Below are 26,522 nucleotides of genomic sequence, written 5' to 3'. Positions count from 1 at the left end.
CACCTGAAATCCCCGCTATTGTGCGGGGATTTTTTTAACAACTCGTTCCCACGTTCTAAGCTCGTCATTCCCGCGAAGGCGGGAATCCAGCGCCAACGGTGGATCTCTGCCTTCTCGGGGATGACAAGGCCAGGTGGGCACCGGGCAGTATGGTTCTGGTGGTGAGTCAGTGTGGATTCCCGCCTTCGCGGGAATGACGAGAATGAAACCGGGAATGACGAGAATGAAACCAGGAATGACGAGAATGAAGCCGGGAATGACGGGAGTCAACTCGTTCCCACGCTGGAGAGAGTTTTGCGACAGCCGCCATTGTGCGGGGATTTTTTTTACTAAGCCTGGTTGCCAGAGTGGGAAAATTGACAGCCTATTTCCAGCCAGCAGAAAGACTCGTCAGAAAGTCGATAACTTATCCGGCTGACGTTGTCAGCCAGCCTTGCCAGATACCTTTTAGCCTTGTAAATCCAGATCAGGAATGAACTGATTATACTGAAGACTATCAGTAGATTTTCTGGCTTATGCATGATTCCAACGTCTGACGTGTTCAGTTCGGCATCCAACTGGCAGATTTTCAAAAGCTGGGTAAAACACAAACTGCGCTCAGCCTTTACCTGGAACCGGAAAACCCGGGTACTGGAAGACCCTGCCGCCCTGCTCCAGGAAGCCAGAGCCAGGGGCGACAATCCTTATTCGCGCATAAGACTTCGAGACATCAAACGCCATGATAATCCCAGGTCCCGGATTAATAGAGCCGCTCAACACTTCAGGAATGACTTTGCCCGCATTGGTATTGATGTCAGCTCAGTCACTGAAGAGACCGACCTTTTATCTGAACTTCAGAACAAACTGCTAACCCAAGCCAGGCGCCTTCAAATCAAAACCTACAAACAGGGAACGCTGGAAGACATGCAGGCTTTTTCCAAACTTGTGAACCAGGTGGGCGCCGCTAACTGGCCAGCTGTTTTGAATGATCTGACTCTGAGGCATCCTGCTGGAGAGGCTCACAAACTTGCCGATTTTGTCAGGCCTCTTGAGCTTCTTATCACTGCTTCAGCACAACCATCTACGGACACTCTGATGCAAACGGATGTCAGAATACCTGCTGACCAACTGCTAGGAAAAGAGGTCTTTTTGATGTCCGGGGATATCAGCCGAATGAATGAATTACAAACCCCGCCTATTCAAGCCATTGCCTGCCCGTACACCCCCAAGGGATCAAAAAATGAGACGGTTTTACTGAAGCAGCTTTCCGAAATTGATACCGGTTTGGCAAAAAAAGGTTTTTTGGAAGCTATTAAAAAGGTGCAACCAGGACTGGCCGTCATTGCACCCAGCCCTGCACTGCAGGACAGGGGCTTCAGTCACATGGTTCATGCCATGCTTCCACATGTCGATTCCGGGAATATTAATTCAGAGTTGGTCGCCGCCTACCAATCCACCATCGAAGCCGCTCACAGGAAAAATCTGTCGAGCATAGCCATCCCCATTTTCAGTTCTGAAATGAACCTTTCCCCACAAAGAGCAGCGACCATTGTTTGTGTAGCCATCAGCCGATACATGAGCAGTCACCCTTATGAAACCAAACCGCCAAAAGTGTATCTGGTTTGCCCCGGCACTGAAAAAGGTCAGGAAACCCAGCGATATATTAACCATTATCTGAGCCAGAAGATGCCAAAGCCACCTAAACGAGAAATCATCTAGCCCTAAAAATTAGCCAAAAGCCGCTTCAACTCGTCCATTTCCGAATGTTTTTCTCCGTAAGCCGCTCGCATATAAGCCTCACAAAACGACATTACAGGTTCTGCAAGCGAGTCATCCGATTGGGAAATACGACGGGCAAAACTCAACTCTGCTTCACCCTTTCGAGGAACAAAGCCTCTTCTGGCCATTTTTTTCAGGAAGCGAGCATAGAGTTTCTGAAGCGGAGGCAGAGTCTGTCGGCGATACAGTAAAGTCAGGGACAGTATGGCCAGTATCACGCTTACCCCTATCGTCAGAGCCACCCCTTGTCGCCAATAAAAATCTTCATCACCCAACAGGCTTCTCAGAAACGCTTCCTGCTGATCCTGCTTGAAATTCACGACCGATCTCTGCCATTGATATTCTGCCTTCTCAAAGGCCAGCCTGACTCTGTTAATAATGCCTGAATCACGGTAACGATAGAGAGACAAAGGACTGTCTGGCAAAAAAGTTCCGGAGTTGCCAATAGCCGCTTCCAGACCCGCCTCTATGCGCTGGGGTGAAACTGCAGCAGTTGGATCAAACCTCTGCCAGCCCTGCCCTGCCACCCAGATTTCAGCCCAGGCATGAGCATCGAACTGCCGAACCTGAATCAGGTTATCAGCTTCCTTAAACTCTCCACCCTGATAACCGCCGATGACCCTGGCCGGAACACCCGCAGCCCTCATCAGATAAACGAATGCTCCGGCATAATGGGCACAAAAACCTCGCCTACCTTCAAACAGAAATTCATCAATCGTAGAGTTTTGATCGTACAAAGGCGGTGCAACGGTGTAGTAGAAATCATCCAGACGGAACAGCGACAGCAATCGAGCCGCCATTTTGACGGGATCCTGACCTGCCTGGTTGAACAGCCTGAGGGCATATTGTCGACTCCGGTCATTTCCAAAATCCGGAATCTGAGTATTCAAGGCAGCAAGCCAGTCAGGCATTAAGACAGATCGAGCCTGAGGCAACATCCCATCCAGTGAGTACAACAATCGGCTGTCAATCGGTCGTTCCGATGCCAGTCTCATTGTTCTGTATAAAAAGCTGTTTTCAGCCACTGTGCCAGCAGCTCCCAATGTATACATCCATGGTTTTCCGGTAGGCTCCATCATCACTTCATATTGATAGCTTCCCTGACGATTCTTCCACCAGCCTTCAATTTCAGGTTGCCTGCTGACCCAATCTTTCTGCGACATGGCGGCAACAGAAAAAGGCTTGTCCGTTTGCTTCCAGGTCTTGCCATCAAACTGATCCAGAACCACAGCCCGCCAGTATCTTTGCCGAGGTGGTGGTACATCACCAGCAAAGCGTGCCCGAAACACCAGCTCATCTGAACGACTGAGTCTTGCTATATCGCCTGGCGTCATGGCATCGGTTAAGCCAGTTCTGGCACTATTATCGGGAAGGGGTACTGACCAGAGCGGCCCCATCCGTGGCACCAGGACAAACAGGAGAATGGTTAAAGGAGCTGCCTGCAAAACAAGGAGGCCTGCAAACCTTATACTGGAAACAACAGGTGCCGCATTCGTTGATCGGAACAAGCCCTGCTGGGCAGCGATCAACATCACCAGACAAAACATCAGGTAGAGTGTTTGTAGTAACGACTGGGAGAAAAGAACGGCTGTCGCCACCAGAAAATAGCCGATGTAAACCACAATAAGCGCATCACGCTGGCTTCTCATTTCCAACAGTTTGAGTGCATACCCTGCTGCCAGAACAGAGACCGATGATTCCAGAGATATCAACGGCCTGAAACTGACTATCACCGTAACCAGTGCAATCAGAATCAGTCCCAGACGCAACAAAAAAGGTGGCCACTGCCCTCTACCCAGCAAAATAGTAATCCGCCAGCCTGCTGAAAGACAACCCAGTAAAATAATCAGCGTCGGAACTTGCTTCCAAATGGGCAACAGGACTGACAGAAGGGCTGCAGTTAACCACAGTGTTGAGGTTCTGCTCACCTGAGCATTACTCAGCACGACCACCTCCTGACTTTACACTGCCCGAAGCCCTGTCAGAGCCAGAAGCAAATAGAGCCAAAGTCTCAAGGCACTGTTTTAAATGCTTGCGCCCTCCATCGGCTGCCAACTCTGTCCCGGGAACAGACAAGCTGAAAGGTTTGTTAGTGGCTTCGCATCTCAGACACCATCCAGCCAGAACAGACAGTTTATCTTCAAGACTTACGCCGGGATTATGCTCCAGGGAGAGCTTAACCTGATGACCAATAGGCTCTTCAAACAGCTTGGTATTCAGCTCACTGGTTCTCGCATACCCTTTCCAGTCAACATGACCCGCAAGATCCGTCTCTTTAAAGCGGCGAAAGCCGGCAAAATCATCCTGCCCTGATCGTGTTTGGACACCGGTTTCCTCCCCCGCGCCCAGTAGGCTTGGAACAGGGTGGGTGTAATCAGGTCGGGGATAGATCAGTGTCTGCATTTCAAGTTCAACCCAGCTCCAGGCCCTGCAAAATCCCAGAGGATACAGGCTCTCGAGTCTCATCCTTCCCGGACGAAACCAGCCTCTGGATGTTGCTTTTACCCTCAGACTCACGTCCAGATCCGTTTCGAATGAATAGGTCACTTGCTCATTTTCGGGCCAGCCTAATCTCACAGATTGCCGACCCCGCCCACCTGTCTGCAATTGCAGATGAACGGGTATCAGGTCCCCAACATGTCCCGAACCGGCAGACTTTGAAATCAGAGTGATGCCCGCCAGATTTCTCCAGGTATGAAGAATGGACAGCATAAACAGACTGACCATAAAAAAGGACAGACCAAACGCCAGACTGTTAGCATAATTGGCAGCAAGAATAAAAATAAGGGCAGCAACAAACAGCCATGTGTAGCCCCCTTTTGTGGGCAGGATAAATATCCGTTTTTGATCCAGAGTCACCCGGGCAGCCGGAGGAATCCGTCGATCCAGCCATTGACGATATCGCCGTTTTACAGCGCCTTCTGACATACCCGTTAACCCATCACTTGAGTGCTAGTCAGCAACTCCCTGACCGATTGACCTTTTTCCTTTGCTTGTAATCGGTGATCGGCAACAGAGACAAACACAGCCTGAATATCCTCGGGAATAACATAGTCCCGACCTTCCATCCAGGCCCAGGCTTTTGCAGCCGCCATTAACGCCAGTCCCGCCCGTGGCGAGAGTCCAACATGGAAGCAACCCGCCTCCCTGGTACGAGAAATCAGCCTCATGACATAATCCAATAACATCTCCCCGACATGTACCCGGGCTGATGCATTCTGAGCCTTGATCAATTGATCTGCATTAAAGATGACAGGCAGTGCATTCAGTTCTGCCCTGCCGGCTTCGCCTTTCAAAATGGCTTTCTCTGATTCAGGGTCGGGATAGCCCAACTCTAATCTCATCAAGAATCGGTCAAGCTGGGATTCTGGCAGGGGAAAAGTGCCTTCCTGATAGACAGGATTCTGGGTGGCCACCACGAAAAAAGGTTCGGGCAGGGAGTGCGGCTGACCATCTACCGAAACCTGACGCTCCTCCATGGCTTCAAGCAAGGCACTTTGCGTTCTGGGTGAAGCCCTGTTGATTTCATCCGCCAGCAACAGCCGGGAAAAAACCGGCCCGGGGTGAAAAGCAAAGCTGGCACTATTTTTATCAAAAACAGTGACCCCGATAATATCAGCAGGTAGCAAATCACTGGTAAACTGCACTCGCTGATAATCTAACCCCATGACCCGCGCCAGTGCATGAACCAGCGTTGTTTTACCCATGCCGGGCAGATCTTCGATGAGCAGGTGGCCCCGGGCAAGAAGACAACATACCGCAAGCCGAATTTCCTGATCCTTGCCACGGATAATCGTATTCAGCGCATGAATACATTGATTGACTTCATTCATTGATTGGGAACCATTCTTATTATTTTGAAGACTTTGCTTTTTTGTACTCAAGGCTGTTTTATCGGTCAATCGACACAAAAGAACAGAATTCCTTTTCTGTTCCGGGGGGCTTATTTAAAGTTGAGCTAATCCTTTTTCCAGATCAGCCTTGAGATCTTCAAGGTTCTCAAGGCCTACAGCCACCCTGATCAGATTTTCGGTAATACCGGCTCTTGCTTTGTCTTCATCAGAAAGACGACAGTGCGTTGTGGTGGCCGGATGGGTGATCGTTGTGCGGGTATCACCCAGATTAGCGGTTCTGGAAATAAAGGTTACCGCATCCATCACTTTCCAGGCCTGCTCTCGACCGCCTTTGACTTCAAAGGCAAGAACACCGCCAAAGGCTTTCTGCTGCCGTTTTGCCAAACTATGACCGGGATGAGACTCAAGACCACTGTAGTGAACCTTTGCAACAGCAGGATGCGCTTCCAGCCATTGGGCCAGAGCCATTGCATTGCGGCAATGAGCATTGACCCTGAGACTAAGTGTTTCAAGGGACTTGTAGAAATTCCAGGCATTAAAAGGACTCATTGAAGCACCAGCCGCTCGTTGCCAGAGATGCATCTCACTGATCAGTTCCTTGCTGCCGACAGCTACTCCCCCCATGCAGCGTCCCTGACCGTCGATAAACTTGGTGGTAGAGTGGACGACAATATCTGCCCCAAGCTTCAGAGGCTGCTGCAGAGCCGGTGTACAGAAGCAGTTATCTACCATCAGTAAAGCATCATTCTCATGAGCAATGGCGGCCATGATTTCCAGATCCACTACTTCGCCCAGAGGGTTCGAAGGCGTTTCCAGAAACAAAAGACGTGTTTCAGAACGCATTGCATCTCGCCACTGCTGGTAATCCGTGAAATCAACAAAAGTGGTTTCTACGCCAAATTTGCCCAGGTATTTGGCAAATATGGTGACCGTCGTACCAAAAACACTGCGAGAGCAAATCACATGATCACCGGCTTTCAACAACCCCATGCACATACCCAGGATAGCCGCCATGCCTGAAGAGGCGGCACAGGCCAACTCTCCCCCTTCAAGGGCCGCCATACGCTCTTCAAACATTTTTACTGAGGGGTTGGTATACCGTGAATAAACATTGCCCTGTTCATCTCCGGCAAAAACAGCCTGAGCCTGCTCAGCACTGTCATAAGTGAAGCTGGAAGTCAGATAAATAGCTTCGCTGTGCTCTCTTTCACCACTGCGTATGACGCCAGTCCTGATAGCCTGAGTTTCAAACGCCCATTGATCCTGATTACTCAATTCGTTGTCTTTCATTTCTGGTCCTTTGTACCGCTGAGGGCAGTTTACCATGAATAATATTTTGTTCTGCTATTCAGATATTACGCTGCATTTTTTTTCACTCATGGCTGTTTCTGAGCCTACAATTCCAAGGCTTCGATTATATGTCATGCTGAGGTTTTCTACCCGGCCTGAAAGAACCTTGAGTCTGACATATCCCGGATGGCTGAGATGCCAAAGATAGCGAAAAAAACCGGCAGTTGACAGTAGAAATAACCACCCTCACTGCTCGGTTTTAGAAAGATAAAAGAAAATTCCCGGCCCCTGAATGTGGTAATCTGGGAACACGATTATTAAATGTTTAGTGTTGATTTATACATCCATGGCTGTTCAGGAAAAACAGAATGCGCCCTCACCTGCTTTTGATTGATGCTCTGAATCTTATCCGAAGAGTACACGCTGCTGTCAGGGCCCCGGATGAAAACAGCCAGATAGACGGAGCAATTTCAGCTACCATTGCTTCGCTAACTCGGGCCATTAAGGAAACATCGCCAACGCATTGCCTGATGGTTTTTGATGGCAACCCTCCGACCTGGCGACATGAGCTTTTTCCTGACTATAAAAAGGGTCGCAAGCCCATGCCCGAAGCACTGAGAAAAAGACTTGGCGACTTTAACAGAGCTTTTCTGAAAATGGGGGTAAAAACATTCAGAAAAACAGGTCTGGAAGCGGATGATGTCATTGCCGCTATAGCCTCCAAGGCATCAAAAGCCAACGCCGAAACCACCATCCTTTCAACCGACCGTATTTTCCTGCAACTGTTGAATGTTCCGCAGATAAAACTGCGTGATCATTTCCAGAATATTGATTATCAGGGAGAGAGTGTACAGAACCTTTACGGCTTCGGGGCTGAAAAGCTAACCCAGTTCTGGGCAATTGCCGGTGTGGGCGATGTGCCCGGCGTTCAGGGCGTAGGCGATAAGGGAGCGACCTCCCTGATTCTGGAACATCAGGAAATAAGCAATATCTTTTTGTTGGGAGAGGAGGCTAAAGGGGCGGCGGGAAAAGTAGTGAAGCAGAAAGAACAGGCATTGTTAAGCCTGAAATTGGCAACTTTGGCTTGTGATCTTGAGATTGGGGTGAGGATGAAAGATTTGAGGTATGAAACTGTATCTAAACCAGACCCAGCTTAGCCCCTGTTAGCAAAGCTAACAAGGGCTTGACTCTGGTAACTGGCGCTGTTGAGGGATAAATCAGGCAAGCTCTTCATCATTGTGAAGGTCAATGATCGAATCACTTCCTTTATTCGCCCGGGTTTGTTCGTTCCTGCTGGCAGCAAGACGACTGAGGTATTCACTGTCGATACCGCCAGCAATGTATTTACCATCAAAAACAGAACAGTCGAAGTCGGTAATCTCGGGATTCAACGAAGAAACAATTTTCTTCAGATCATCCAAATCCTGGAAGATCAGACGATCTGCCCCGATTTCCTGCTCAATTTCCTTATCTGTCCGATTGTAGGCTATGAGTTCTTCTGATGTCGGCATATCGATCCCGTAAACATTGGGGTAACGAATCGCAGGGGCAGCAGAGCTAAAATAGACTTTCTTTGCACCACTGTCTCTGGCCATCTCGATGATCTGCTGACAGGTTGTGCCCCTGACGATAGAGTCATCCACCAACAGCACATTCTTGCCTTCAAATTCCTGACGTATAGCACTGAGTTTTTGACGAACGGACTTCTTGCGGACCTCCTGACCAGGCATGATAAAGGTTCGACCGATATAACGGTTTTTAACAAAGCCTTCTTTGTAAGGAAGCCCCAACCGGTTGGCAATCTCCAGTGCCGATGTTCGGCTGGTGTCAGGAATAGGCATGACCACATCGATATCGTGCTCTGGCCACTCTCTGAGAATCTTGTTGGCCAGGATCTGCCCCATTCTCTGATGCGCCTGATAGACCGAAATACCGTCCACAATTGAGTCAGGCCGAGCGAGATAGACGTATTCAAACATACATGGGTGCTTGGCGCCCTCAACACACTGGAAAGTATGCAGCTGATTGTTTGAGTCTATGAAAACGGCTTCGCCTGGTTCAACGTCACGGATCACTTCAAAACCAGAGGCACTCAGAGCGACGGATTCAGAAGCCATCATATACTCTGTGCCTTTCTCGCTTTCTCGCTTACCGTAAATCAGGGGGCGGATACCATAAGGATCACGAAAACCAATGATACCGTGACCATTGATCATAGCAACGACAGCATAACCTCCTTCACAACGCTCATAGACGCGACGAACCGCCTGAAAAAAATCTTCCGGACTGGGCTGCAACTTGCCAGACTGCTCCAGTTCATGGGCAAAGACATTCAACAGAATCTCTGAATCAGAGCTGGTATTGATATGACGAAGATCTGCTTCAAAGAGCTCTTGCTTAATGCTCTGGGCATTGGTGAGATTCCCGTTATGGGCAAGGGCAACCCCGTAGGGAGAGTTCACATAGAATGGCTGGGCTTCGGCTGAGCTCGAAGTCCCTGCAGTAGGATACCGAACATGAGCGATGCCCATATTCCCTACCAGTTTTTTCATATGCCGGGTTCTGAAGACATCACGGACCAGCCCGTTATCTTTTCTCAGATAAAAATGCCCTCCCCCCAAAGTGACCATTCCGGCTGCGTCCTGCCCCCTGTGCTGAAGCACGGTCAGCGCATCGAACAACAGCTGGTTAACATTCACTGTCGCCGAAATACCGACAATTCCACACATTTATCACATCCTCAGGCTGGATCAGCGGCTCTAAAGCTATGGCAGGGTAACCTGAAAATCGGCTCTCCCCGCATTTTATGCTTTTGGTTGGCTTTAGAGCCTGTTTTTTCTCAAAAGTTCATTGAAAGCACTCCCTGGACGTTTGCCTGTTCCCGGGAAGCTTTCAGAGATTATTTCAACCGGCTTGCATCAATGGTTCAACCCACTGGACCACTGTTTGCCTGGACCAGTCTGCAAGCAGCAAAAAGTGGGGCAATAATACCGAATCTTGCCATGCTTCGTCATTCTCTAATGGGGCAAATGTCATTAGTCCCACCACAAGCACTACAAGCAGGCAGCCTCTGAGTCCTCCGAAAACCATACCCAACACCCTGTCAGTCCCAGTAAGGCCAGTGGCTTCTACCAATTCTGCAAACAAACGATTCACTAACCCCCCCACCAGTAGAGTTGCGACGAAAAGCAGGATTGATGCGGAAATTACTCTAACAGATGGGGTCTCTACATACTGGGTCAACAAGCTGGCAACACTGCCATTAAAAGTCCAGGCCACAAAAATGGCCACTACCCAAGTCAGAAGAGAAAGAACTTCCTTAAAAAAGCCACGTTTAAGGCTGATAAGAGAGGACACAGCCACTATGGCCACAATGACCCAGTCGATCCAGGTAAACGTCAAAGGAAAACTCCTGCATTAGTCTTTATTCGGGTCAGATTATCGGTTTTGGAACAGCTACTCAACACACAAAAAAGCCCGTCTCTATGGACGGGCTTTTTTGTGTGTATTATTCCTACTCTTCAAAAATTATTCTGGATTCGTTTTTCTTCATAAAGGCTTCACCGATGAACTTCACCTGATCCAGGTCATCCATATTCTTGTAAGGACCATGGGCTTTTCGGTGTTTTACTATCTCTTCTGCTGTTCGTCGACCTACACCTATAAGCTTTTCGTCCAGTTCCTGAACAGTGGCTGTGTTGACATTAACGACCCATTCTTTTTCGTCGCTATTGGCAAATGAGCCTGCAGAGAACATCAAAAGACTGGAAAGAGCGATAGCTGGGAAAAAATTATTCATAATCAAACTTCCTTATTGATTATTTGAGTTTGGCTTTAGATATTTCTAAAACCGTTATTTTCAGTTCTAGACGGATTTTAAAAAAAAACCAAACGCATTGAAAAAAAACTATGACTATGACAGAGCCATTTGGTGTAAACGACTGATTTTATAAAGAAGTCGGGACAGTCTCCAAAATAAGTACTCAGACAGCGAAGCCAATGTTTTGACAATATATAAGCATGAACAAAACTATTTCTTCAGGCTCTGACAACAAAAAGTCAAGAGTAAAACAAACCCTCAGGAGCCTTTCGGATTGATGACTTCGAGTATAAATTTCAGAACAAAACGAGCCGGAGTATTGAGTGCACTCATGGCTGCAACCAGTATCACCTTCTGACTCTGTATTAAACTACGCCCAGCCCTATAAATGAAACTTGATGTCCGCCCCGTCCTAAGGGACGGGTTTTTACGCTCATTCGATAATTAATTAATCGTGTCGGTGCTAATCCCTTTGCTTCTTTCCCTGCTTAGCTTTTCCTCTATCGCCTCACAAATGAACGCATTGATAGACTTTGGCCTTGTGTGATTAAGTGGTGCTTCGAGGATGGCTATGGCCATGGCCTTGTGAAGTTCCTCACCGACGCGAACATTCAGCGAGCCCTTGAATGGTTTATCAGGGGTTTTGCCTAGTTCCTCACAGTCTTTCAGGTAGTCATCTACTGACTGCTGAAATTCCTCTATCAGCTTTGGCAGCGTGTCCGCTCCATAAGTAATCAGATCTCGGATAAAGGCTACTTTGCCAAACAGCGTACCATCATCAATCTGTGGCTCTATTGTGCCTTGATAGCCCTTGTATTTGAGGTATTGAGTCATGACAGATGCCCCTCGTTATCCAGAAACTCAATAAGTGCCTTCAGGGCTCCCCCTTTCAGATTTTTGTCCGGGTGTGGCCTGTGCAGTCTTATCATTCGTTTCGTGTTTTTGTTGTAAAATCGTACCCGTGAGCCAGCCTTTTCCTCCTGCTTGTAGCCAAAATAATTCAATAGTGAGCAGACATCTTTCCATGGAAAGGTGTTCGGGCCTTCCTTCAGTTTTTCAATGTTCTTTTTCTGAGCCACAATAATTGCTCTCCAGTATGCGACTAATTATAGTCGCTTGGCTCTCTGTGGCAACTGCCGAGCTTACATCCCCCACCCATTTCGGTGGGGGTCTTACGCTGAAGTTCGATAAAAGCATGAATAAAACTATTTCTTCAGGCTCTGACAACAAAAAAGTCAAGAGCAAAACAAACCGTCAGGAGCCTTTCGGATTGATGACTTCGAGTATAAATTTCAGAACAAAACGAGCCGAAGTATTGAGTGCACTCATGGCTGCAACCAGTATCACCTAATGACTCTTCATTAAACTACGCACAGCCCTATAAATGAAACTTGCACTATCGTTGTTGGTGCAGTTTAGATTCGTAAGGTACAAAGTAGGTAAGATAGACTGTAGGAAAGTGTGATAATGGACAAAGCAGGTGGCCTATATGCGTGACTTGTACGATACCGACTTTTACAGCTGGACCCAGAGGCAAGCAAAACTGATCCGTGAAGGTCGCCTCGCAGAACTCGATCTGGAAAATATCCTTGAGGAAATTGAGAGTATGGGTCGCAGTGATTACAGAGCTTTACAATCCCGGCTGGAAATACTCTACATGCACTTGTTGAAATGGAAGTATCAGCCAGAAAAAAGGCAGATGGGTCACAGTTGGGAACGCACCATTCGTGAGCAACGAAAACAGGCACGACGAATTCTCCAGGATTCTCCGGGCCTCAAAAACAAAATTGATGCCATGCTTCCTGTCGCTTATAAAAGAGCCGTCGAAGATGCTACTGAAGAAACTGGACTATCACCTTCAACCTTCCCCAAAGAGCGTCCCTGGAGCTATGAGCAAGCTATGAGCCCTGAGTTCTGGCCCTGATAATTCTCCAGGCAATAATATAAACTGAAAGGTGACTATGAAATCTTATAAAAACAGCAGGTGATCTTTGTGCGTGATTTATATGATACCGACTTTTACAGCTGGACCCAGAGACAGGCAAAACTGATCCGTGAGGGCCGACTCGCAGAACTCGATCTGGAAAATATCCTGGAGGAAATCGAAAGCATGGGGCGCAGTGACTACAGGGCATTGGAATCCAGAATATGTTTGCTTTTCATGCATTTGTTGAAATGGCGGTACCAGCCTGAAAAAAGACAAACCGGACACAGCTGGGAAAGGACTATCCGGGGGCAACGCAAGCAGATCAGACGGATTCTAAGAAAAAATCCAGGACTGAAAGGCAAGCTGCCAGAAATTCTGCTTGAAGCCTACTCCGACGCTATGGAAGATGCCTCAGATGAAACAGAACTCCCCTCCACTACTTTCCCAAAAGAATGCCCCTGGAGCTATGAGCAGGCAATGGATCCGGAATTCTGGCCTTAATGCTCAACTCTTCTAATATCCTTGTAGATATCCAGAACAGAAAGTTCGAGACCGACTGAGCGCAACAGCAAAGAGTCTCCTTCTCCGTAACGCTGTGAACACCATTGTCCTCCTTCCCGTCGGTATAGATCCACCAGAAGCTCATATTGAGAAACCAGCATGTATTCTTCCAGAGTTGCTATTTGAGTATATGCCTCAAGTTTCGCAAAACGATCATGCTGTTCTGTAGATTTTGAAAGGATCTCAATAATCAGTTTTGGATTCTCTTCAATATAATCATCACCAGAGCCACTGCCACAGGACACCATTATGTCAGGGTAAAAGAAGATATTATCGCTTTCAGAACCTGCACTGACTTTCATGTCAGAAGCAAAGACATCACAGCCAGTGCCCGATAGATGCTGATGAAGTCTCGTGGCAAGAGAAACCGTTAGCAAGTTATGTTTTCGACTGCCACCCACCATAGCGAAGACATATCCATTGATGTACTCGCTTTTCGATTCAGCCGTCTTTTCAGACTCTATATATTCATCAACGGATAGCAGTGGATTTTTCATAGCATTTTGCATCTGGCCCACCGATCATTTCAGAAATATGAGCCGTTCAATATAGACAGGGATTAGGCAGACATCATAGCAAACGACAACTCAATGGTAGTTCAAAACTTCTCGCTCTGGTTTTGATTCAGCTTGTCTGGACTGATCCATCCAATCCACCACATCAGAGGTTGGATTAAAACCATTCACACAGCTGGAAAGCAGATTTCTCAGATCGGTAAAACGTCCATTTCTTGCTACTTCGAAAACAGTTTCCAGGGCCAGCCTATAGTTACTCCATAATTCTTTGCTTTCCATGGCCATACTGATTTTAGGATGACTGGTACCTGTCACATTGTCTCCGATCAGCAATTCTTCATAGAGCTTTTCACCTGGGCGTAATCCTGTGTAGACAATTTCAATATCGCCTTCAGGGTTACTTTCATCCTTCAGGGTCAAGCCAGATAAATTAATCATACGCTTTGCCAGGTTGGCTATTTTGACAGGCTTCCCCATATCCAGCACGAAAACCTCCCCTCCGCTGGCCATCGCACCGGCCTGAATCACCAGAAGTGCAGCCTCAGGAATCGTCATAAAATAACGATTAATGTCTGGGTGAGTCACCGTCACAGGACCACCGACCCGAATCTGTTCGCGAAACGCGGGGATCACTGAACCACTCGAGCCCAATACATTTCCAAACCGCACCATTGTAAAACAGGTATTAACGGGTATTTTTGTTTCTGGCCTAAAGCCAAACCTGTCGGAATGGAACAGATTCACTGAACTTTCATCAGCCAATCCCTGCAAAGCCATCTCTGCCAGACGCTTTGAGGCACCCATAACATTGGTGGGACGAACTGCCTTATCGGTAGATATAAGAACAAAGCGTTCTACCTGAGCAACAATGGCGGCTTGTGCCGTATAAAGCGTACCCAAAGTATTATTGCGTAAACCTTCTTCAATATTTTGTTCAACGATAGGCACGTGTTTATAGGCAGCAGCATGATAAACCGTATTCACTGCGAATCTTCGCAAGGTTTCAATTAATCGATCCGGATTGTTGACCGAACCCAGGACTGCCGCAAGCTGAACCGCTTTACAGTCATTCGAACTATTTTGCGTCTTAATTAAATCCTGCTCGACAGAATATAAGCTGAACTCACTGTGCTCATATAGCACAAGACATAAAGGTTTCTTTTTAAGTATCTGACGACAGAGTTCAGAGCCGATAGAACCTCCTGCCCCAGTCACCATGACAACCTTACCGGTGATACATTTCTCCAGAAGCTCTTGCCTTGGCTCTACCTCGTCTCTTCCGAGCACATCACCAATATCAACTGGCTGAATTTCCTGCATTTTCATGCGCCCGCTGGCCAGGTCAGCCATGGCGGGTATAGTTCTAATAGGTAGACCATGTTGTTCAAGAGTATGAACTATCTCCATTCGCCTTTGCCTGCTCGCAGAGGGTATAGCCAGTAACACCTCCTGAACACCTGTCTCCTGAACCATCTGCTCAAAACATAATGGTCGATAAATGCGCCTCCCTTGAATAGCACGACCAGCATTGTCCTGCTTATCATCTAAAAAAGCGACTGGCTGGTATTCAATCCCTTTGTCTAAAGCGGACATTACCTGCACACCTGCAGCGCCTGCGCCATAGATGGCGACAGGAACTCCCCTGCGTGAGTGGCGTTCCCTGCGTGGAAAAAACTCAGGAAAAATATCTGCTATAGATTCCTCCAATAACCAGCTTCTGATCAGATAGCGAGAGATAATCATTGTCGGTAGCAAGAGGAGCCAATATATAAAAGGGATGGACCGGGGAAGATGAGCCTGACCGGAAAGAAACCCAGCCAACATCAGGCAGATAGCAGCATAGGAACAGGCTTTAAAGATAACGATAAGAGAGTCTGAGCCCATGTAACGGAGGACAGCCCGATAAAGTCCCATCTTAACCAGGAAGGGCAAGGTGACTACTACAGCAATGATGAATGCAGGATAATATTGAGTGAACGAGTCCACCATATTCAGGCGAATATAAAACGCCATCCATAGACAGAAGATTATTGCTATTGAATCGAATAGCAATGTAACCAGCCGTTTGCCTGAGCGTGGGAGTGAGAGCAGTGTCTTGCGCATGTGTAACCTGAAGTAAAACTTAAATTACTTTATCAAAACTCTATCATTTAGACTGATTTACTCTATCACCCTGACCACGTCCAGCCAGAGTCATGAAAATATATCGAAAGTAGTTAGAAAAAGACATACCTTTAATCATTTCCGCATCTGTTTTAGCCAGTAATTCAGGCATTGACATATCAATATCTGAAACTTGGGCTAAACCTGTAATTCCAGGCCTCACATCGTAAACTCCTAATCCATCACGATGTTCAATAAGCTCTTTCTGATTAAATAAGTTGGGTCTTGGACCGACCAGACTCATTTCACCTTTCAGGACATTCCATAGCTGTGGCAGTTCATCCAATTTCGTTTTTCTAAGGAACTTACCAAGTCGGGTTATAGAACTTGTAGAGGCAAGATGGCTAGCAACTGAGGCAGTTTCTAAACTCATCGTCCTGAATTTAATCAAAATAAAAGGCTTTTTTTTGCGCCCCACTCTTTCCTGACGAAATAAAGGTGAACCTGTATCAAATAGACCTATGATACAAATCACAATCATGATGGGTAAGCCAAAGATCAATCCAAAAAAAGCTAAAACAAAATCAAAAAAACGCAGCACGTTAGCTATTACCTCCAGATCTTTTACCCTCAATATAAGAATCCACTGTCGCTTTTATAGCTTGCTGAACTGTATAAGGTGGTTTCCAAGACAATTTTTCCTCTGCCTTTGAAGAATCTACTTGCAAATCACCTATTAATCGATCAACAATTGTACTTTTTCTAACTACAACTCCAGAAAAACGAAAACAAAATTTTGGTATGGGTAACAGTCTTTCTGGCCTTCCAAGTGAAGATCGCATTATTTTAATCAATTCTGGCAATGATAGATCTGTTCCATCAGAGATGAGATAAGTTTGATTTGCTGCCCTTGGGTGTTCTATACAGGTGATTATAAAGTCTACAAGATTTTCAACATACACCATGCTACGAACATTTCTAATCATGCTGAAAGGAAGTGGTATATTAGTATCAGCTAGCTTCATCAAATACAAAAAATTAGCTTTTACGTTTGGCCCATAAACAAGAGGTGGACGAATGATTACAACTTCCATACCAGTTTCTCTAGCTATTTTGCCTAACCCATCCTCAGCTTCTTTCTTTGAAATACCGTACGCATCTTGTGGTATAAGTAAATCCTGTTCAGTAAATGCTGAAGAACCAGAGGTTGTTTCACCATTAACTTTTATTGTGCTGATAAATATGAAACGCTTAACTCCTGCAGATGCAGACTGTCGTGCCAAATTCAGTGTTCCATCGGTATTGACTTTACGATACTCTGCTATTGGATCGGAGACTTCATCCTTCATGATATGAGCACGAGCAGCACAGTGGACAACAACAGAAACGCTATCTAACGCTTCGGTCCAATCTGTTACAGAGTCGATTGAGCCGACTGATAATATATCCTGCTTGTACAAACTATCAATATTACGTACTGTGCCAATCACATCGAGTAAACACTCTTCTTTTAGTTTCTTATGCAGTACCGATCCAACAAAACCGTTTACTCCCGTTACTAACACACGCATGATTTATCCTAAAGCTTGTTATACAAGCAACCAACTTTAATAGAATTAACTTCTTAGTTAACTCAACCCAAACGACTGAGGAAACTAGCTTTTACAGGCACTTATGGCTAGGAAACTTTCAAGAACTCGAGCACCTGAGCCATAAGATTGATGCAATTGCCTCTATTGTTTTATTTCCAGTCAACAACCACACCGGTACCGATAATTAAAACCGCTAAATTAGAATAATCAAAAAGCACACCTCAACGTAATCTATAGAAATCCAACCCGTCCACTTACTTATCAAAACCCTATTAATAACAATCAATCATCAATTAAGTTCAAAAACACTTTTCCATCATCAAAAAAAAGAATAACAGCATTACCAAAAGAGTTCATCTTTAAAAAAACACCGATAAGATTACATTTAAAAGCATAACCAACAATCACAGACCAAACTTTCTAAACTCATCAAACTTAATCCTAAGCTTTTTCATAATAAAAAAAATAATTGAAAAATAAAATCCATTTATTCTAGCAGCCCTGATAACTTCATAATTTTGTCTAATAATATTGCGAACACTTTTATTCGTTTCACCACCAAGGCGCATCCTTACAAAAACCCCGGATATATATTTAACTTTAATTTTGTTTTTACCAATAACTCTAATAAGAAATTCATAATCTGCAGCAAGTCTATTTGAAGTATCAAACAAACCGTATTTCTTATACACGTAAGATTTTGCAAAAAAGGTAGGATGTGCTGGCATCCAGCCTTTTCCCCACAAACTTTCGTGGTATTCGCAGGACTTCCAAAATCTGACAATTTGGCTTAAGTTATCCTTTGAAACATACACCAAGTCTCCGTAACAAGCATCAATATCAGAGCTGGAAATACCAGCAGCAACATTAGAGATTACATTATCATCCTGAAAAACATCGTCAGAATTGAGGATACCAATGACATCACCGGTTGCCAGTTTAATGCCCTTATTCATAGCATCATAAAGACCTTCATCTGGTTCAGATAACAGCTGATCTATATTCTCTTCATATTTATCAATAATAGAAAGCGTTTGGTCATTAGAGCCACCATCTACAATGATATATTCAATATCTTGATAGGTCTGAGATATCACTGAACGAATAGTGTCTTCGATAGTATTTGCTGAGTTAAAACATACGGTAATTATAGATACTTTCATGCGCCTGCTTCATCATAATGCATAAATAGAAAAACAATCGAAGCACTTATCTGCTTCTAAGCAAACTAACTATTTCAGATGCTTTCTCATGCATTAATTTATTATTAATCCGGCTTTCCACATTCAAACGAATACCGGCTCAGTATTGGAAATACGTAAGTTAAAACGCCACTCTCCCTTATCCAGTGAGATACCACCAGTATGGCCTTCCGCTATCGAATCTTTTTCATAGATAGGCAGTACCCGCTCAATAACTGCCTGCGGATTTTCCACCTTAGTATTGATTTCGTCAGAGGATGGAAACAGGTCATTAACAAAGACCTCTTCAGCCAGCCCCTGAATCACCCGCAAACCGGTATCGCCAGAAATAGGTTTACTCAATACCCGCACCAGCTTCATCCCGTTATAGTTTTTAGGGTTATGGCTGGCAGTTACCATGATGCGGAGTTTTTCAGGTGTGTTGTCGCAAAATAGATTTCTTCAGTACCACTCAAACCAATATCAATGACTACAACGCCACCGGCTTGCAAGCCATCACTCACAGTGCTTACAGACTGGATCTAGAAAGGCGAATATCCCCACCAACCACCATGGTCTTTGACTGCAAATTCTACGCTGTAGCCCGACCAATTCGCCAGGTAATATCTTCGTTCAATTCATCGGGCATACGGCCACGAATGTCGTAAGCTTTAAAGCAGTTTAGAGCAGTCATCAAAAACGCCAAAATAGAAAAACGCTATATTTTAGTTATGGGTGAACGGTGAATCGCCAATTATGAAAAGACTCATAACTTATGCCCTCCCATACGTATCCTCAAACCGTACAATATCATCTTCACCCAAATAGCTGCCGCTCTGAACTTCAATCAATTCAAGGTCAAACTTACCAGGGTTTTCCAGTCGATGGACGACACCAATTGGGATATAGATAGACTGATTTTCTGTTAGCAGAAGTTCCTGATCACCATTGGTAATTCGTGCTGTCCCTTTTACCACAATCCAGTGCTCAGCTCGGTGATGGTGCATTTGCAGAGAAAGCTGGGAACCGGGTTTAACAGTAATGCGTTTCACTTGAAAGCGCTCACCCATATCAATAGAGTCATAGGCTCCCCAAGGGCGATAAACTTTACGATGCAGTCTGGCCTCGGGTCGGTTTTCTGCCTTGAGTCGATTTACTATCTTTTTCACATCCTGCACATGGCTCTTATGAGCAACCAGGATAGCGTCATCACTTTCGGTAATCACCAGATCTTCTACACCTAGAGTGGCAATCAACTTTTTCTCACTGCGAACATAAGTGTTCCGGCTATCTTCCAGCAAGACATCCCCAAGAGTGGAGTTACCGAATGAATCTTTTTCAGCAATATCTGCCAAAGAAGACCAGGATCCGACATCGGACCAACCCGCATTGAGGGGAACTATCACCGCATCAGTGTTTTTTTCCATCACCGCATAATCAATGGATTCATCAGGGCAGGCTATAAAAGAGGCCTCATCAACACGAACAAAGTCCAGGTCGGTTTTCTGCAACTCCATAGCTTGTTTACAAGCTGTCAGAATATCCGAGCGAAACTTGCCAAGCTCTTCCAGATAACGTGAGGCTTTGAATAGAAACATACCGGAATTCCAGTAATAATTACCGCAGTCAATGTATTCTTGAGCCGTTTCAAGATCTGGTTTTTCAACAAAGCGCTCCACCGGTGCAAGCTGTTCACTATTCCCGCTTAACGCTTCACTCGCCTTGATATACCCATACCCGGTTTCTGCCTGAGTAGGCACAATGCCAAACGTAACCAGTTTGTCATTTTGTGCTGCAGGCATAGCGGCCAAAATTGCCTGATGAAAAGCCTGAACATCCTGAATTACATGATCTGCGGCCAACACTAATAACAATGGTTCGTTCTCAGCTGCGGGTTGTAAGCTCTGCGCTTTCAGAGCCGCCAGAGCTACTGCGGGAGCAGTATTACGGCCAACCGGTTCCAGAATAATCGTTGACGGTTTATGACCCACCTGCCGGAATTGCTCGGCTACCAAGAAACGATGCTCTTCATTGGCAATAACCATTGGTGCACCAAAGGAAGGTAAGCCATCCAAGCGGGTCAAGGTATTCTGCAACATAGTTTGTTGGTTCAACAATGGCAGAAACTGCTTCGGGTATAAGGAGCGAGACTGAGGCCAAAGACGGCTACCAGAGCCACCGGACATTATAATGGGAATCAGGTTCATAATTATAAACTTCGAGATGTGTGAGTAGTCCTTTCACCTGTTAACTTATATTGAACGAAGCTCGTCCTCATGCTCCAGAAACCATTTATAAGTCATCCTAAGACCATCAAACAAAGAGACTGTTGATTTCCAACCCAACTGTTCAAGCCGAGAAACATCCAACAGCTTGCGCGGTGTTCCGTCAGCTTTTGCTGAATCAAATACGATCTCGCCATCAAACCCTACCACTTGTTTCATGGTCACAGCTAATTCACGAATGGTGCAATCAACGCCAGTACCCACATTAATATGTGACATCATGGTCGAAGTGTGCTGACTGAAAGTCAAGCTATCCAGATTCATGACATGGACACAGGCTGCCGCCATATCATCAACAAAGAGAAACTCCCTCATAGGCTTACCGGTGCCCCAAACTACAACTTCTTTTTCACCACGAATCCTGGCCTCATGGAAACGGCGCATCATCGCCGGGATGACATGACTGTTTTCCGGATGAAAATTATCGTTCACACCATAAAGATTGGTAGGCATGACAGAGCGGTAATCCACGCCATATTGACGATTATAAGACTCACACAACTTGATACCGGCAATCTTGGCAATGGCATAGGGTTCGTTAGTCGGTTCGAGATGGCCACTGAGTAACGCACCTTCCATCATAGGCTGCGAGGCCAACTTTGGATAAATACAGCTGGAACCCAAAAACAGCAATTGCTGGATACCTGCAGAATGTGCCTGGTGAATAATATTGCACTCAATCATCAGGTTTTCATAAATAAACTCGGCAGGGTATGTATTGTTAGCATGGATACCACCAACCCGAGCGGCTGCCAGATAAACCTGATCGATCTGTTCTGAGTCGAAAAAACGACGCACAGCAGTTTGGTTAGTCAGATCAAGTTCGGCTCTCTCACGGCAGATGATCTTATAATCATCAGATTGTGATAAATAGCGGACAATAGCCGAACCAACCATACCCCGATGTCCAGCTACATAAATTCTTTTCATATAAAATCTTCAATTAAATGCACCAGCACAGAGCCTGGTGAAGTCGATGAAAGCCAAACTAAACGACAAAGTAACTAGATAATACTAGAGTCAGCGCAACTGGCAGATCTATTCTCTGGGTACTTTCACCTCATACCCATGCTCTTTCAACAAAGCATGCTGTCTGGCCTTGGCCAGATCGTACTCAACCATTTCGGCAACCATCTCTTCAAGCGTCGTTGTTGGCTCCCAGCCTAGTTTAGTTTTGGCATTGGTTGGATCACCCAATAAGGTCTCTACCTCTGCGGGTCGGAAATATCGTGGATCTACTGCAACTACTTTCTGACCAATAGAAAGCGCTGGAGCTCGATCAGTAGTAAATTTATCAACATAAGCGCACTCATCAATACCTTTCCCATCCCAGCGTAACTGAATACCAATAGCTTTGGCGGTGAAATCTACAAATTGACGAACGGAATATTGAACGCCGGTGGCAATCACAAAATCCTCCGGTTGCGCCTGCTGTAACATCAACCATTGCATTTCTACATAATCACGGGCATGGCCCCAGTCCCGCAGGGCATCCATGTTACCCAAATAAAGGCACTGCTCCAGCCCTTGGGCGATATTACACAGTCCTCTGGTAATCTTGCGTGTGACAAAGGTTTCGCCACGCCGGGGTGACTCGTGGTTAAACAAAATGCCATTGCAGGCATACATGCCGTAAGACTCACGATAGTTGACGGTAATCCAGTAAGAATAAAGCTTTGCTACAGCGTAGGGTGAACGTGGGTAAAATGGTGTTGTTTCTTTTTGAGGAATCTCCTGAACCAAACCATAAAGTTCAGAAGTTGAGGCTTGATAGAACCGGGTTTTCTTTTCCAACCCTAAAAAACGTATAGCTTCCAGCAGCCGCAGCGTGCCTAATGCATCGACATCCGCCGTATATTCCGGTGACTCGAATGAAACCGCAACATGGGACTGTGCCGCCAAATTATACACTTCGTCTGGCTGGACTTCACTGATAATGCGTGTAAGGTTAGAGCTGTCGCTTAAATCGCCGTAATGCAGTTTGAAATTTTGATTATCTGTGTGTGGATCCTCATAAATATGATCGACACGTTCAGTATTAAACGACGATGCCCGCCGTTTGATGCCATGAACTTCATAACCTTTATTGAGCAGGAATTCGGCAAGGTAAGAACCATCCTGGCCAGTAACACCCGTTATTAATGCAACTTTTTTATCCATAAGAATACTCATTAAATTACTATAAAACTGAATTTATTGACAACTGAATCAAAGTTATTTAAAAAATGCCTAATGTCATCAAAACATGAGATGAACAGCAATGACCCTTCCATCACCATCATTCAAGATATGTTCTGCAAGTAACAAAAAGAATGATTACACACTATTTGTTAGTAGTAATTTTCAGCATCTCTTCAGCAACACGTTCCCAGGAGCAAGGTATTGACTCTAATGCAGCCCCCCAGTTCGGCCACCATCCAGCATCAAGTCTATTGGTCAACTCGATTATTGCCGATTGTAATGACTCAACATTATCTGCCTCAAAGTAAATAGCGTCATCACCACAGAGGGTTCTTGCATAGGGTAAGTCTGGGCAAAGTATTGGTAGTCCGCAAAACATAGCCTCAACGAGAGGAAAGCCAAAACTTTCTTCATTTGAGAGAAACAATAATGCATCACAAGATCGATAAAAAGACAGCATTTGATCAGAGTTGATCAATCCAACACAAGTAATAGCACTCCATGTATTATCAGGATTTTTCAATGGATCAATCGTTAAGGTTAATTGCTCAACAGGCCAAGTCTCTGGCTCATCAATTTTAGACAGTAGTAAATGATTTTTATGTGGATAATGAGCAGCCGGATAAAAAAGATGTAGCTTACCATCACGGGCTCTAGTAACCCTCTTAACAAAAGATTTTGATAACCAGTTTGGTACAGGTTGTGGAAGAACAAAAACACGTCCGCACACAGAGGGATAAAATGTTTCCAGCTTATGTTTCATGACATCTGTCTGCACGATAAATTGATTAACATGCTTTTCATTTTTGGAGAAAAGGAATTGTGCAACACGATATTTAAAAAAATCAGTGGACAAAGATGGTTTAAAATATTTTACCAAGTTAGGGGTATGCACAAATACAGTCTGATGACCGTTGGTATTCAAGGGTATGTCACCTAGCACCAATAATTCTGTATTTTTTGGCAACCCATGTGGAAGTATACATTCAAAAAAACGTGACAAAAAATTAGGTAAAGTGCGCTTAAGTACAATAAAATTGGTTGATGGTTTTGATGATTCGAAGTCACTTAAATCACCACGACCAGGCAAAATCACAGTCGAAATAAAAACTTCATTGTTGGCTAATAAGTTTGGTAATAAAGATTTTGCAAGCTGAACAGCGCCAGTCCCAACAAGATTACTCAGGTGCAACTGTATATTAGGCTTCATAATAAATAATAAGTTTCTTAAATTTGTGACTTTGTGTGATTATTATAAACAAGCATTTTCCGTTTTGGGAATTCTCTAGAAAATCGCTTTTCTAGCATCAGAATATAAATCAATGGAAAAGATATAGGTATTGCCAAAAACAAAATCCCAGAAAAGGCAAAATATTCAAAAAATCCAGTTAGAGATTTTTTTCTACAGAAACAGAAAAAACTGAAAACAAAAAAAACAATTGAAATAAAACCCAACTCATACAAAATACTACCAGAGGCTGACATAATTACATTCTGCCCACCTCCCCACCAAAAGAAATGATTAAGTTTGGCATCTAGCATATTTGAATATTCAGCGTAGCTATGAAATCCATTTGGCAAAAAGAAATTATCTAAAGCACCTAAAATAGGGTATACCAGATCCCTGGCTCGCTGATTAATACTTGCATCATCGTATATTACATCAAATGGTGAATCTTTGATCTGATTTATTACACCCCCCATACGACTACCATCAAAAATCAGATCAGAGTTAACAAAAACCAAAAGAGAGATTAGACTCAGCAGTAGCAGGTACAAGATATTCACATAACTTTTAAACAAAGAAGAAAATGCGTAAAAGCATAACAAATAAAATAGAATGAGCAAAACCATTGTTGACTTTGCCAAAAAAACAATAGCCAATACATTGAGTAATAATAAAAGTAAAACGTATCTCTGTCGTAAATTATAATTATTAATATTTAGAATAATCCAAGAAATGAATAGCAAGAATATACCATAATAAGTCGGCTCTGGTGAAAGACCAGTAACACCTCTATCGGGAGTAGTCCTCACAGCAACCAAAAAATCAAAAACATTCTTATTAATAAGAGACTGAACACATCCAACAGATAGCCAGACAATGTTAGCGAAATAAATCCATTTTTTTATATCCTTAACATAATGCTTTCTAGTTAAATAGTAGGCAGCACAAGTAAAAAAAACACTTGAGTAACCTAACAAAGCACGACCCGTAAAAAAATCAAAAACACCATAATAAACTGCAACAACAGATGCTCCAATAGGGATTATGGCTAGGGGGAGTATTTTTTTGTTAAAAGCTCCAAAATAAAAAACCAAAGCCATGGAGAGAATAATAAAGTAGGGTTGGGTATCAGTAGAAAGAAAACCAAAAGATAACCAAGGAAAAAGTGAAAAAAACAGAAAAAAATTCGCTAAACATTTCCCAATCATATTATTCTGAAACAGCGTCTTAAAAAACAAGTAAATTGAAGTATATTATTGTCGCCAAAGCACTTGGCCAAAATAAATTTCAAATGACATTTTAAAAAATATTTCCATTTGCCAATCTTTGGCAATTGATAACCCAGATCTTTTTCGAGGATAAAAAACTCATTCATTACTCTAAGAGAGTTCTTTGGTGATTGACTTACCCCTCCCACGTCCATTATTGCAACTTCAAATTTAAGATACTCAAAACCACCTTCTGATTTAACAGAAGATTGTAATAAAAATTTCGAATCTGCTACGACCTTATAACTATCATCAAAAGCCTTATCATTGGTATTAAATAAATCTCTATGCTGAAAAACCCCTTGATGAGCTGGCAAGACTGGTCGATAATCTTCATACAAACCCACCTGAATTTTAGAATTACGATAAGCTAATTTATCATTGATGTAAAGAAGTACATCACCATAAAGCAGTTTAGCTTTTGGTCTTTTATCAAGTAGGTAATCAATAAACTTAGATAAAACCTCGTTATTAATGAATGTATCTCCTGCACCCAAAAATAACACCCAGTCACCTTTAATATGGCGCACCGCTTTATTCCAGGCACTATAGATGCCATCATCTTTCTCACTTATCCAGAAATCGATGATTGATTGGAACCGAATAATTTCATCTAGCGTACCATCTGATGAAGCACCATCAATGACAATCCATTGAAAATTATCGTACGTTTGGTTCTTAATTGATTCTGCCGTAGATGAAAGATAATCAGCGCAATTATAAGTAGATGTAACAATAGTTAACAGAGTTTTGCTAGGATAATGTTCCATAAGAAATCGACTTCAACAAAAAATCATATTATTTGAGGCAAGTAAAAGAATAAGAAAAAATACATTTAACTAGGAGCCTGACCGAGAATAGCGCAACCAGACCAACAGAAGTTTTCCCAAATCTTAAAATGAGCAAAAAATATCCAATTATTAGTGGGATTTTGCTCATTTTTGCATATTTATGCCTTC

The 26,522-nt window shown here is 44.3% G+C and carries 26 protein-coding genes; 4 read left to right on the top strand and 22 right to left on the bottom strand.

The genetic code is table 11. The annotated features are described in order from the left end of the window. Positions 1–15: 15 nt before the first annotated feature. Positions 16–270: a hypothetical protein gene (locus ACO6V5_RS04330; RefSeq protein ID WP_422134171.1), complete on the bottom strand. Its 255-nt coding sequence runs from the start codon at positions 268–270 to the stop codon at positions 16–18. Positions 271–519: 249 nt separating this feature from the next. Here ACO6V5_RS04330 and ACO6V5_RS04325 point away from each other — a divergent pair, with 249 nt between their 5' ends. Continuing rightward, a complete protein-coding gene (locus ACO6V5_RS04325) occupies positions 520–1,698 on the top strand; it encodes a macro domain-containing protein (RefSeq protein ID WP_422410514.1) in 1,179 nt (392 codons plus the stop codon). 2 nt (positions 1,699–1,700) lie between these two features. Here ACO6V5_RS04325 and ACO6V5_RS04320 read toward each other — a convergent pair whose 3' ends face one another. The 4 genes from ACO6V5_RS04320 to ACO6V5_RS04305 form a co-directional block, all read right to left on the bottom strand. Continuing rightward, positions 1,701–3,704, bottom strand: coding sequence for a transglutaminaseTgpA domain-containing protein (locus ACO6V5_RS04320; RefSeq protein ID WP_422410512.1), 2,004 nt, complete (start codon positions 3,702–3,704; stop codon positions 1,701–1,703). Then, on the bottom strand, positions 3,694–4,686 hold the full coding sequence (locus ACO6V5_RS04315; protein ID WP_422410510.1) for a DUF58 domain-containing protein: 993 nt from the start codon (positions 4,684–4,686) through the stop codon (positions 3,694–3,696). Before ACO6V5_RS04315 ends, ACO6V5_RS04320 begins: the two co-directional genes overlap by 11 nt. A 5-nt stretch (positions 4,687–4,691) precedes the next feature. After that, complete coding sequence (locus ACO6V5_RS04310) at positions 4,692–5,591, bottom strand: AAA family ATPase (RefSeq protein ID WP_422410508.1); 900 nt, start codon at positions 5,589–5,591, stop codon at positions 4,692–4,694. Positions 5,592–5,705: 114 nt separating this feature from the next. Beyond that, a complete protein-coding gene (locus tag ACO6V5_RS04305) occupies positions 5,706–6,902 on the bottom strand; it encodes an O-succinylhomoserine sulfhydrylase (protein ID WP_422410506.1) in 1,197 nt (398 codons plus the stop codon). A 368-nt stretch (positions 6,903–7,270) separates the two neighbouring features. Between ACO6V5_RS04305 and ACO6V5_RS04300 the strand changes: the two genes are divergently transcribed. Then, positions 7,271–8,059 (top strand): 5'-3' exonuclease H3TH domain-containing protein, encoded by a 789-nt coding sequence (locus ACO6V5_RS04300; protein WP_422410504.1) that lies wholly within the window; start codon positions 7,271–7,273, stop codon positions 8,057–8,059. 60 nt (positions 8,060–8,119) lie between these two features. Here ACO6V5_RS04300 and purF read toward each other — a convergent pair whose 3' ends face one another. The 5 genes from purF to ACO6V5_RS04275 all read right to left on the bottom strand — a co-directional run bounded on the left by purF (position 8,120) and on the right by ACO6V5_RS04275 (position 11,801). After that, complete coding sequence (gene purF / locus ACO6V5_RS04295) at positions 8,120–9,631, bottom strand: amidophosphoribosyltransferase (RefSeq protein ID WP_422410500.1); 1,512 nt, start codon at positions 9,629–9,631, stop codon at positions 8,120–8,122. A 175-nt stretch (positions 9,632–9,806) separates the two neighbouring features. Next, a complete protein-coding gene (locus tag ACO6V5_RS04290) occupies positions 9,807–10,304 on the bottom strand; it encodes a CvpA family protein (RefSeq protein ID WP_422134179.1) in 498 nt (165 codons plus the stop codon). 112 nt (positions 10,305–10,416) lie between these two features. Then, on the bottom strand, positions 10,417–10,701 hold the full coding sequence (locus ACO6V5_RS04285; protein ID WP_422134180.1) for a ComEA family DNA-binding protein: 285 nt from the start codon (positions 10,699–10,701) through the stop codon (positions 10,417–10,419). 465 nt (positions 10,702–11,166) lie between these two features. After that, positions 11,167–11,556 (bottom strand): type II toxin-antitoxin system HicB family antitoxin, encoded by a 390-nt coding sequence (locus tag ACO6V5_RS04280; protein ID WP_422134181.1) that lies wholly within the window; start codon positions 11,554–11,556, stop codon positions 11,167–11,169. Then, the gene (locus tag ACO6V5_RS04275; protein ID WP_422134182.1) at positions 11,553–11,801 is read right to left on the bottom strand and encodes a type II toxin-antitoxin system HicA family toxin; all 249 of its coding nucleotides are present in this window, start codon (positions 11,799–11,801) and stop codon (positions 11,553–11,555) included. Before ACO6V5_RS04275 ends, ACO6V5_RS04280 begins: the two co-directional genes overlap by 4 nt. A 410-nt stretch (positions 11,802–12,211) precedes the next feature. On the opposite strand from ACO6V5_RS04275, the gene ACO6V5_RS04270 reads away from it, so the two are divergent. Further along, positions 12,212–12,646, top strand: a complete 435-nt coding sequence (locus ACO6V5_RS04270; protein ID WP_422134183.1) for a DUF29 domain-containing protein — start codon at positions 12,212–12,214, stop codon at positions 12,644–12,646. Positions 12,647–12,715: 69 nt separating this feature from the next. Beyond that, positions 12,716–13,150 carry a DUF29 domain-containing protein gene (locus tag ACO6V5_RS04265; RefSeq protein ID WP_422134184.1) on the top strand — a complete coding sequence of 145 codons (435 nt, stop codon included), beginning with the start codon at positions 12,716–12,718 and terminating at the stop codon, positions 13,148–13,150. Here the strand turns inward: ACO6V5_RS04265 and ACO6V5_RS04260 are convergent. The 12 genes from ACO6V5_RS04260 to ACO6V5_RS04205 all read right to left on the bottom strand — a co-directional run bounded on the left by ACO6V5_RS04260 (position 13,147) and on the right by ACO6V5_RS04205 (position 26,333). Next, positions 13,147–13,719 (bottom strand): Uma2 family endonuclease, encoded by a 573-nt coding sequence (locus tag ACO6V5_RS04260; RefSeq protein WP_422138276.1) that lies wholly within the window; start codon positions 13,717–13,719, stop codon positions 13,147–13,149. The two genes, ACO6V5_RS04265 and ACO6V5_RS04260, sit on opposite strands and share 4 nt — an antisense overlap. Before the next feature lie 78 nt (positions 13,720–13,797). Beyond that, complete coding sequence (locus ACO6V5_RS04255) at positions 13,798–15,738, bottom strand: polysaccharide biosynthesis protein (protein ID WP_422410496.1); 1,941 nt, start codon at positions 15,736–15,738, stop codon at positions 13,798–13,800. A gap of 133 nt (positions 15,739–15,871) precedes the next feature. Continuing rightward, positions 15,872–16,429: a sugar transferase gene (locus tag ACO6V5_RS04250; protein WP_422410494.1), complete on the bottom strand. Its 558-nt coding sequence runs from the start codon at positions 16,427–16,429 to the stop codon at positions 15,872–15,874. Between the two features lies 1 nt (position 16,430). After that, entirely contained in the window at positions 16,431–17,399 is a 969-nt protein-coding gene (locus ACO6V5_RS04245) for a UDP-glucose 4-epimerase family protein (protein WP_422410492.1), read from the bottom strand. A gap of 425 nt (positions 17,400–17,824) precedes the next feature. Continuing rightward, positions 17,825–18,583 (bottom strand): glycosyltransferase family 2 protein, encoded by a 759-nt coding sequence (locus ACO6V5_RS04240; RefSeq protein WP_422410490.1) that lies wholly within the window; start codon positions 18,581–18,583, stop codon positions 17,825–17,827. 123 nt (positions 18,584–18,706) lie between these two features. Beyond that, the gene (locus ACO6V5_RS04235) at positions 18,707–19,021 is read right to left on the bottom strand and encodes a hypothetical protein (RefSeq protein WP_422410488.1); all 315 of its coding nucleotides are present in this window, start codon (positions 19,019–19,021) and stop codon (positions 18,707–18,709) included. Between the two features lie 353 nt (positions 19,022–19,374). Then, the gene (locus ACO6V5_RS04230; RefSeq protein ID WP_422410486.1) at positions 19,375–20,808 is read right to left on the bottom strand and encodes a mannose-1-phosphate guanylyltransferase/mannose-6-phosphate isomerase; all 1,434 of its coding nucleotides are present in this window, start codon (positions 20,806–20,808) and stop codon (positions 19,375–19,377) included. Positions 20,809–20,853: 45 nt separating this feature from the next. Next, the gene (fcl, locus tag ACO6V5_RS04225; protein ID WP_422410484.1) at positions 20,854–21,816 is read right to left on the bottom strand and encodes a GDP-L-fucose synthase; all 963 of its coding nucleotides are present in this window, start codon (positions 21,814–21,816) and stop codon (positions 20,854–20,856) included. Between the two features lie 108 nt (positions 21,817–21,924). Then, positions 21,925–23,046 carry a GDP-mannose 4,6-dehydratase gene (gmd, locus tag ACO6V5_RS04220; protein WP_422410482.1) on the bottom strand — a complete coding sequence of 374 codons (1,122 nt, stop codon included), beginning with the start codon at positions 23,044–23,046 and terminating at the stop codon, positions 21,925–21,927. 163 nt (positions 23,047–23,209) lie between these two features. Further along, positions 23,210–24,277, bottom strand: coding sequence for a glycosyltransferase (locus tag ACO6V5_RS04215; protein ID WP_422410480.1), 1,068 nt, complete (start codon positions 24,275–24,277; stop codon positions 23,210–23,212). 17 nt (positions 24,278–24,294) lie between these two features. After that, the gene (locus ACO6V5_RS04210) at positions 24,295–25,503 is read right to left on the bottom strand and encodes a hypothetical protein (RefSeq protein ID WP_422410478.1); all 1,209 of its coding nucleotides are present in this window, start codon (positions 25,501–25,503) and stop codon (positions 24,295–24,297) included. Beyond that, the gene (locus ACO6V5_RS04205; RefSeq protein WP_422410476.1) at positions 25,500–26,333 is read right to left on the bottom strand and encodes a glycosyltransferase family 2 protein; all 834 of its coding nucleotides are present in this window, start codon (positions 26,331–26,333) and stop codon (positions 25,500–25,502) included. Before ACO6V5_RS04205 ends, ACO6V5_RS04210 begins: the two co-directional genes overlap by 4 nt. Positions 26,334–26,522: the final 189 nt, after the last annotated feature.

The organism is Endozoicomonas sp. ALD068, from assembly GCF_049310145.1.
Lineage (GTDB): Bacteria > Pseudomonadota > Gammaproteobacteria > Pseudomonadales > Endozoicomonadaceae > Endozoicomonas_A.
This window is presented reverse-complemented; position numbering and strand designations above follow the sequence as displayed.

Bases quoted from the DNA above. Each gene is read 5' to 3' on its own strand.
- ACO6V5_RS04325 (WP_422410514.1), top strand. From the start codon at position 520: ATGATTCCAACGTCTGACGTGTTCAGTTCGGCATCCAACTGGCAGATT.
- ACO6V5_RS04315 (WP_422410510.1), bottom strand. From the start codon at position 4,686: ATGTCAGAAGGCGCTGTAAAACGGCGATATCGTCAATGGCTGGATCGA.
- ACO6V5_RS04310 (WP_422410508.1), bottom strand. From the start codon at position 5,591: ATGAATGAAGTCAATCAATGTATTCATGCGCTGAATACGATTATCCGT.
- ACO6V5_RS04305 (WP_422410506.1), bottom strand. From the start codon at position 6,902: ATGAAAGACAACGAATTGAGTAATCAGGATCAATGGGCGTTTGAAACT.
- ACO6V5_RS04300 (WP_422410504.1), top strand. From the start codon at position 7,271: ATGCGCCCTCACCTGCTTTTGATTGATGCTCTGAATCTTATCCGAAGA.
- purF (WP_422410500.1), bottom strand. From the start codon at position 9,631: ATGTGTGGAATTGTCGGTATTTCGGCGACAGTGAATGTTAACCAGCTG.
- ACO6V5_RS04285 (WP_422134180.1), bottom strand. From the start codon at position 10,701: ATGAATAATTTTTTCCCAGCTATCGCTCTTTCCAGTCTTTTGATGTTC.
- ACO6V5_RS04280 (WP_422134181.1), bottom strand. From the start codon at position 11,556: ATGACTCAATACCTCAAATACAAGGGCTATCAAGGCACAATAGAGCCA.
- ACO6V5_RS04270 (WP_422134183.1), top strand. From the start codon at position 12,212: ATGCGTGACTTGTACGATACCGACTTTTACAGCTGGACCCAGAGGCAA.
- ACO6V5_RS04260 (WP_422138276.1), bottom strand. From the start codon at position 13,719: ATGCAAAATGCTATGAAAAATCCACTGCTATCCGTTGATGAATATATA.
- ACO6V5_RS04255 (WP_422410496.1), bottom strand. From the start codon at position 15,738: ATGGCGTTTTATATTCGCCTGAATATGGTGGACTCGTTCACTCAATAT.
- ACO6V5_RS04245 (WP_422410492.1), bottom strand. From the start codon at position 17,399: ATGCGTGTGTTAGTAACGGGAGTAAACGGTTTTGTTGGATCGGTACTG.
- ACO6V5_RS04240 (WP_422410490.1), bottom strand. From the start codon at position 18,583: ATGAAAGTATCTATAATTACCGTATGTTTTAACTCAGCAAATACTATC.
- ACO6V5_RS04235 (WP_422410488.1), bottom strand. From the start codon at position 19,021: ATGGTAACTGCCAGCCATAACCCTAAAAACTATAACGGGATGAAGCTG.
- ACO6V5_RS04230 (WP_422410486.1), bottom strand. From the start codon at position 20,808: ATGAACCTGATTCCCATTATAATGTCCGGTGGCTCTGGTAGCCGTCTT.
- fcl (WP_422410484.1), bottom strand. From the start codon at position 21,816: ATGAAAAGAATTTATGTAGCTGGACATCGGGGTATGGTTGGTTCGGCT.
- gmd (WP_422410482.1), bottom strand. From the start codon at position 23,046: ATGGATAAAAAAGTTGCATTAATAACGGGTGTTACTGGCCAGGATGGT.
- ACO6V5_RS04215 (WP_422410480.1), bottom strand. From the start codon at position 24,277: ATGAAGCCTAATATACAGTTGCACCTGAGTAATCTTGTTGGGACTGGC.
- ACO6V5_RS04210 (WP_422410478.1), bottom strand. From the start codon at position 25,503: ATGATTGGGAAATGTTTAGCGAATTTTTTTCTGTTTTTTTCACTTTTT.
- ACO6V5_RS04205 (WP_422410476.1), bottom strand. From the start codon at position 26,333: ATGGAACATTATCCTAGCAAAACTCTGTTAACTATTGTTACATCTACT.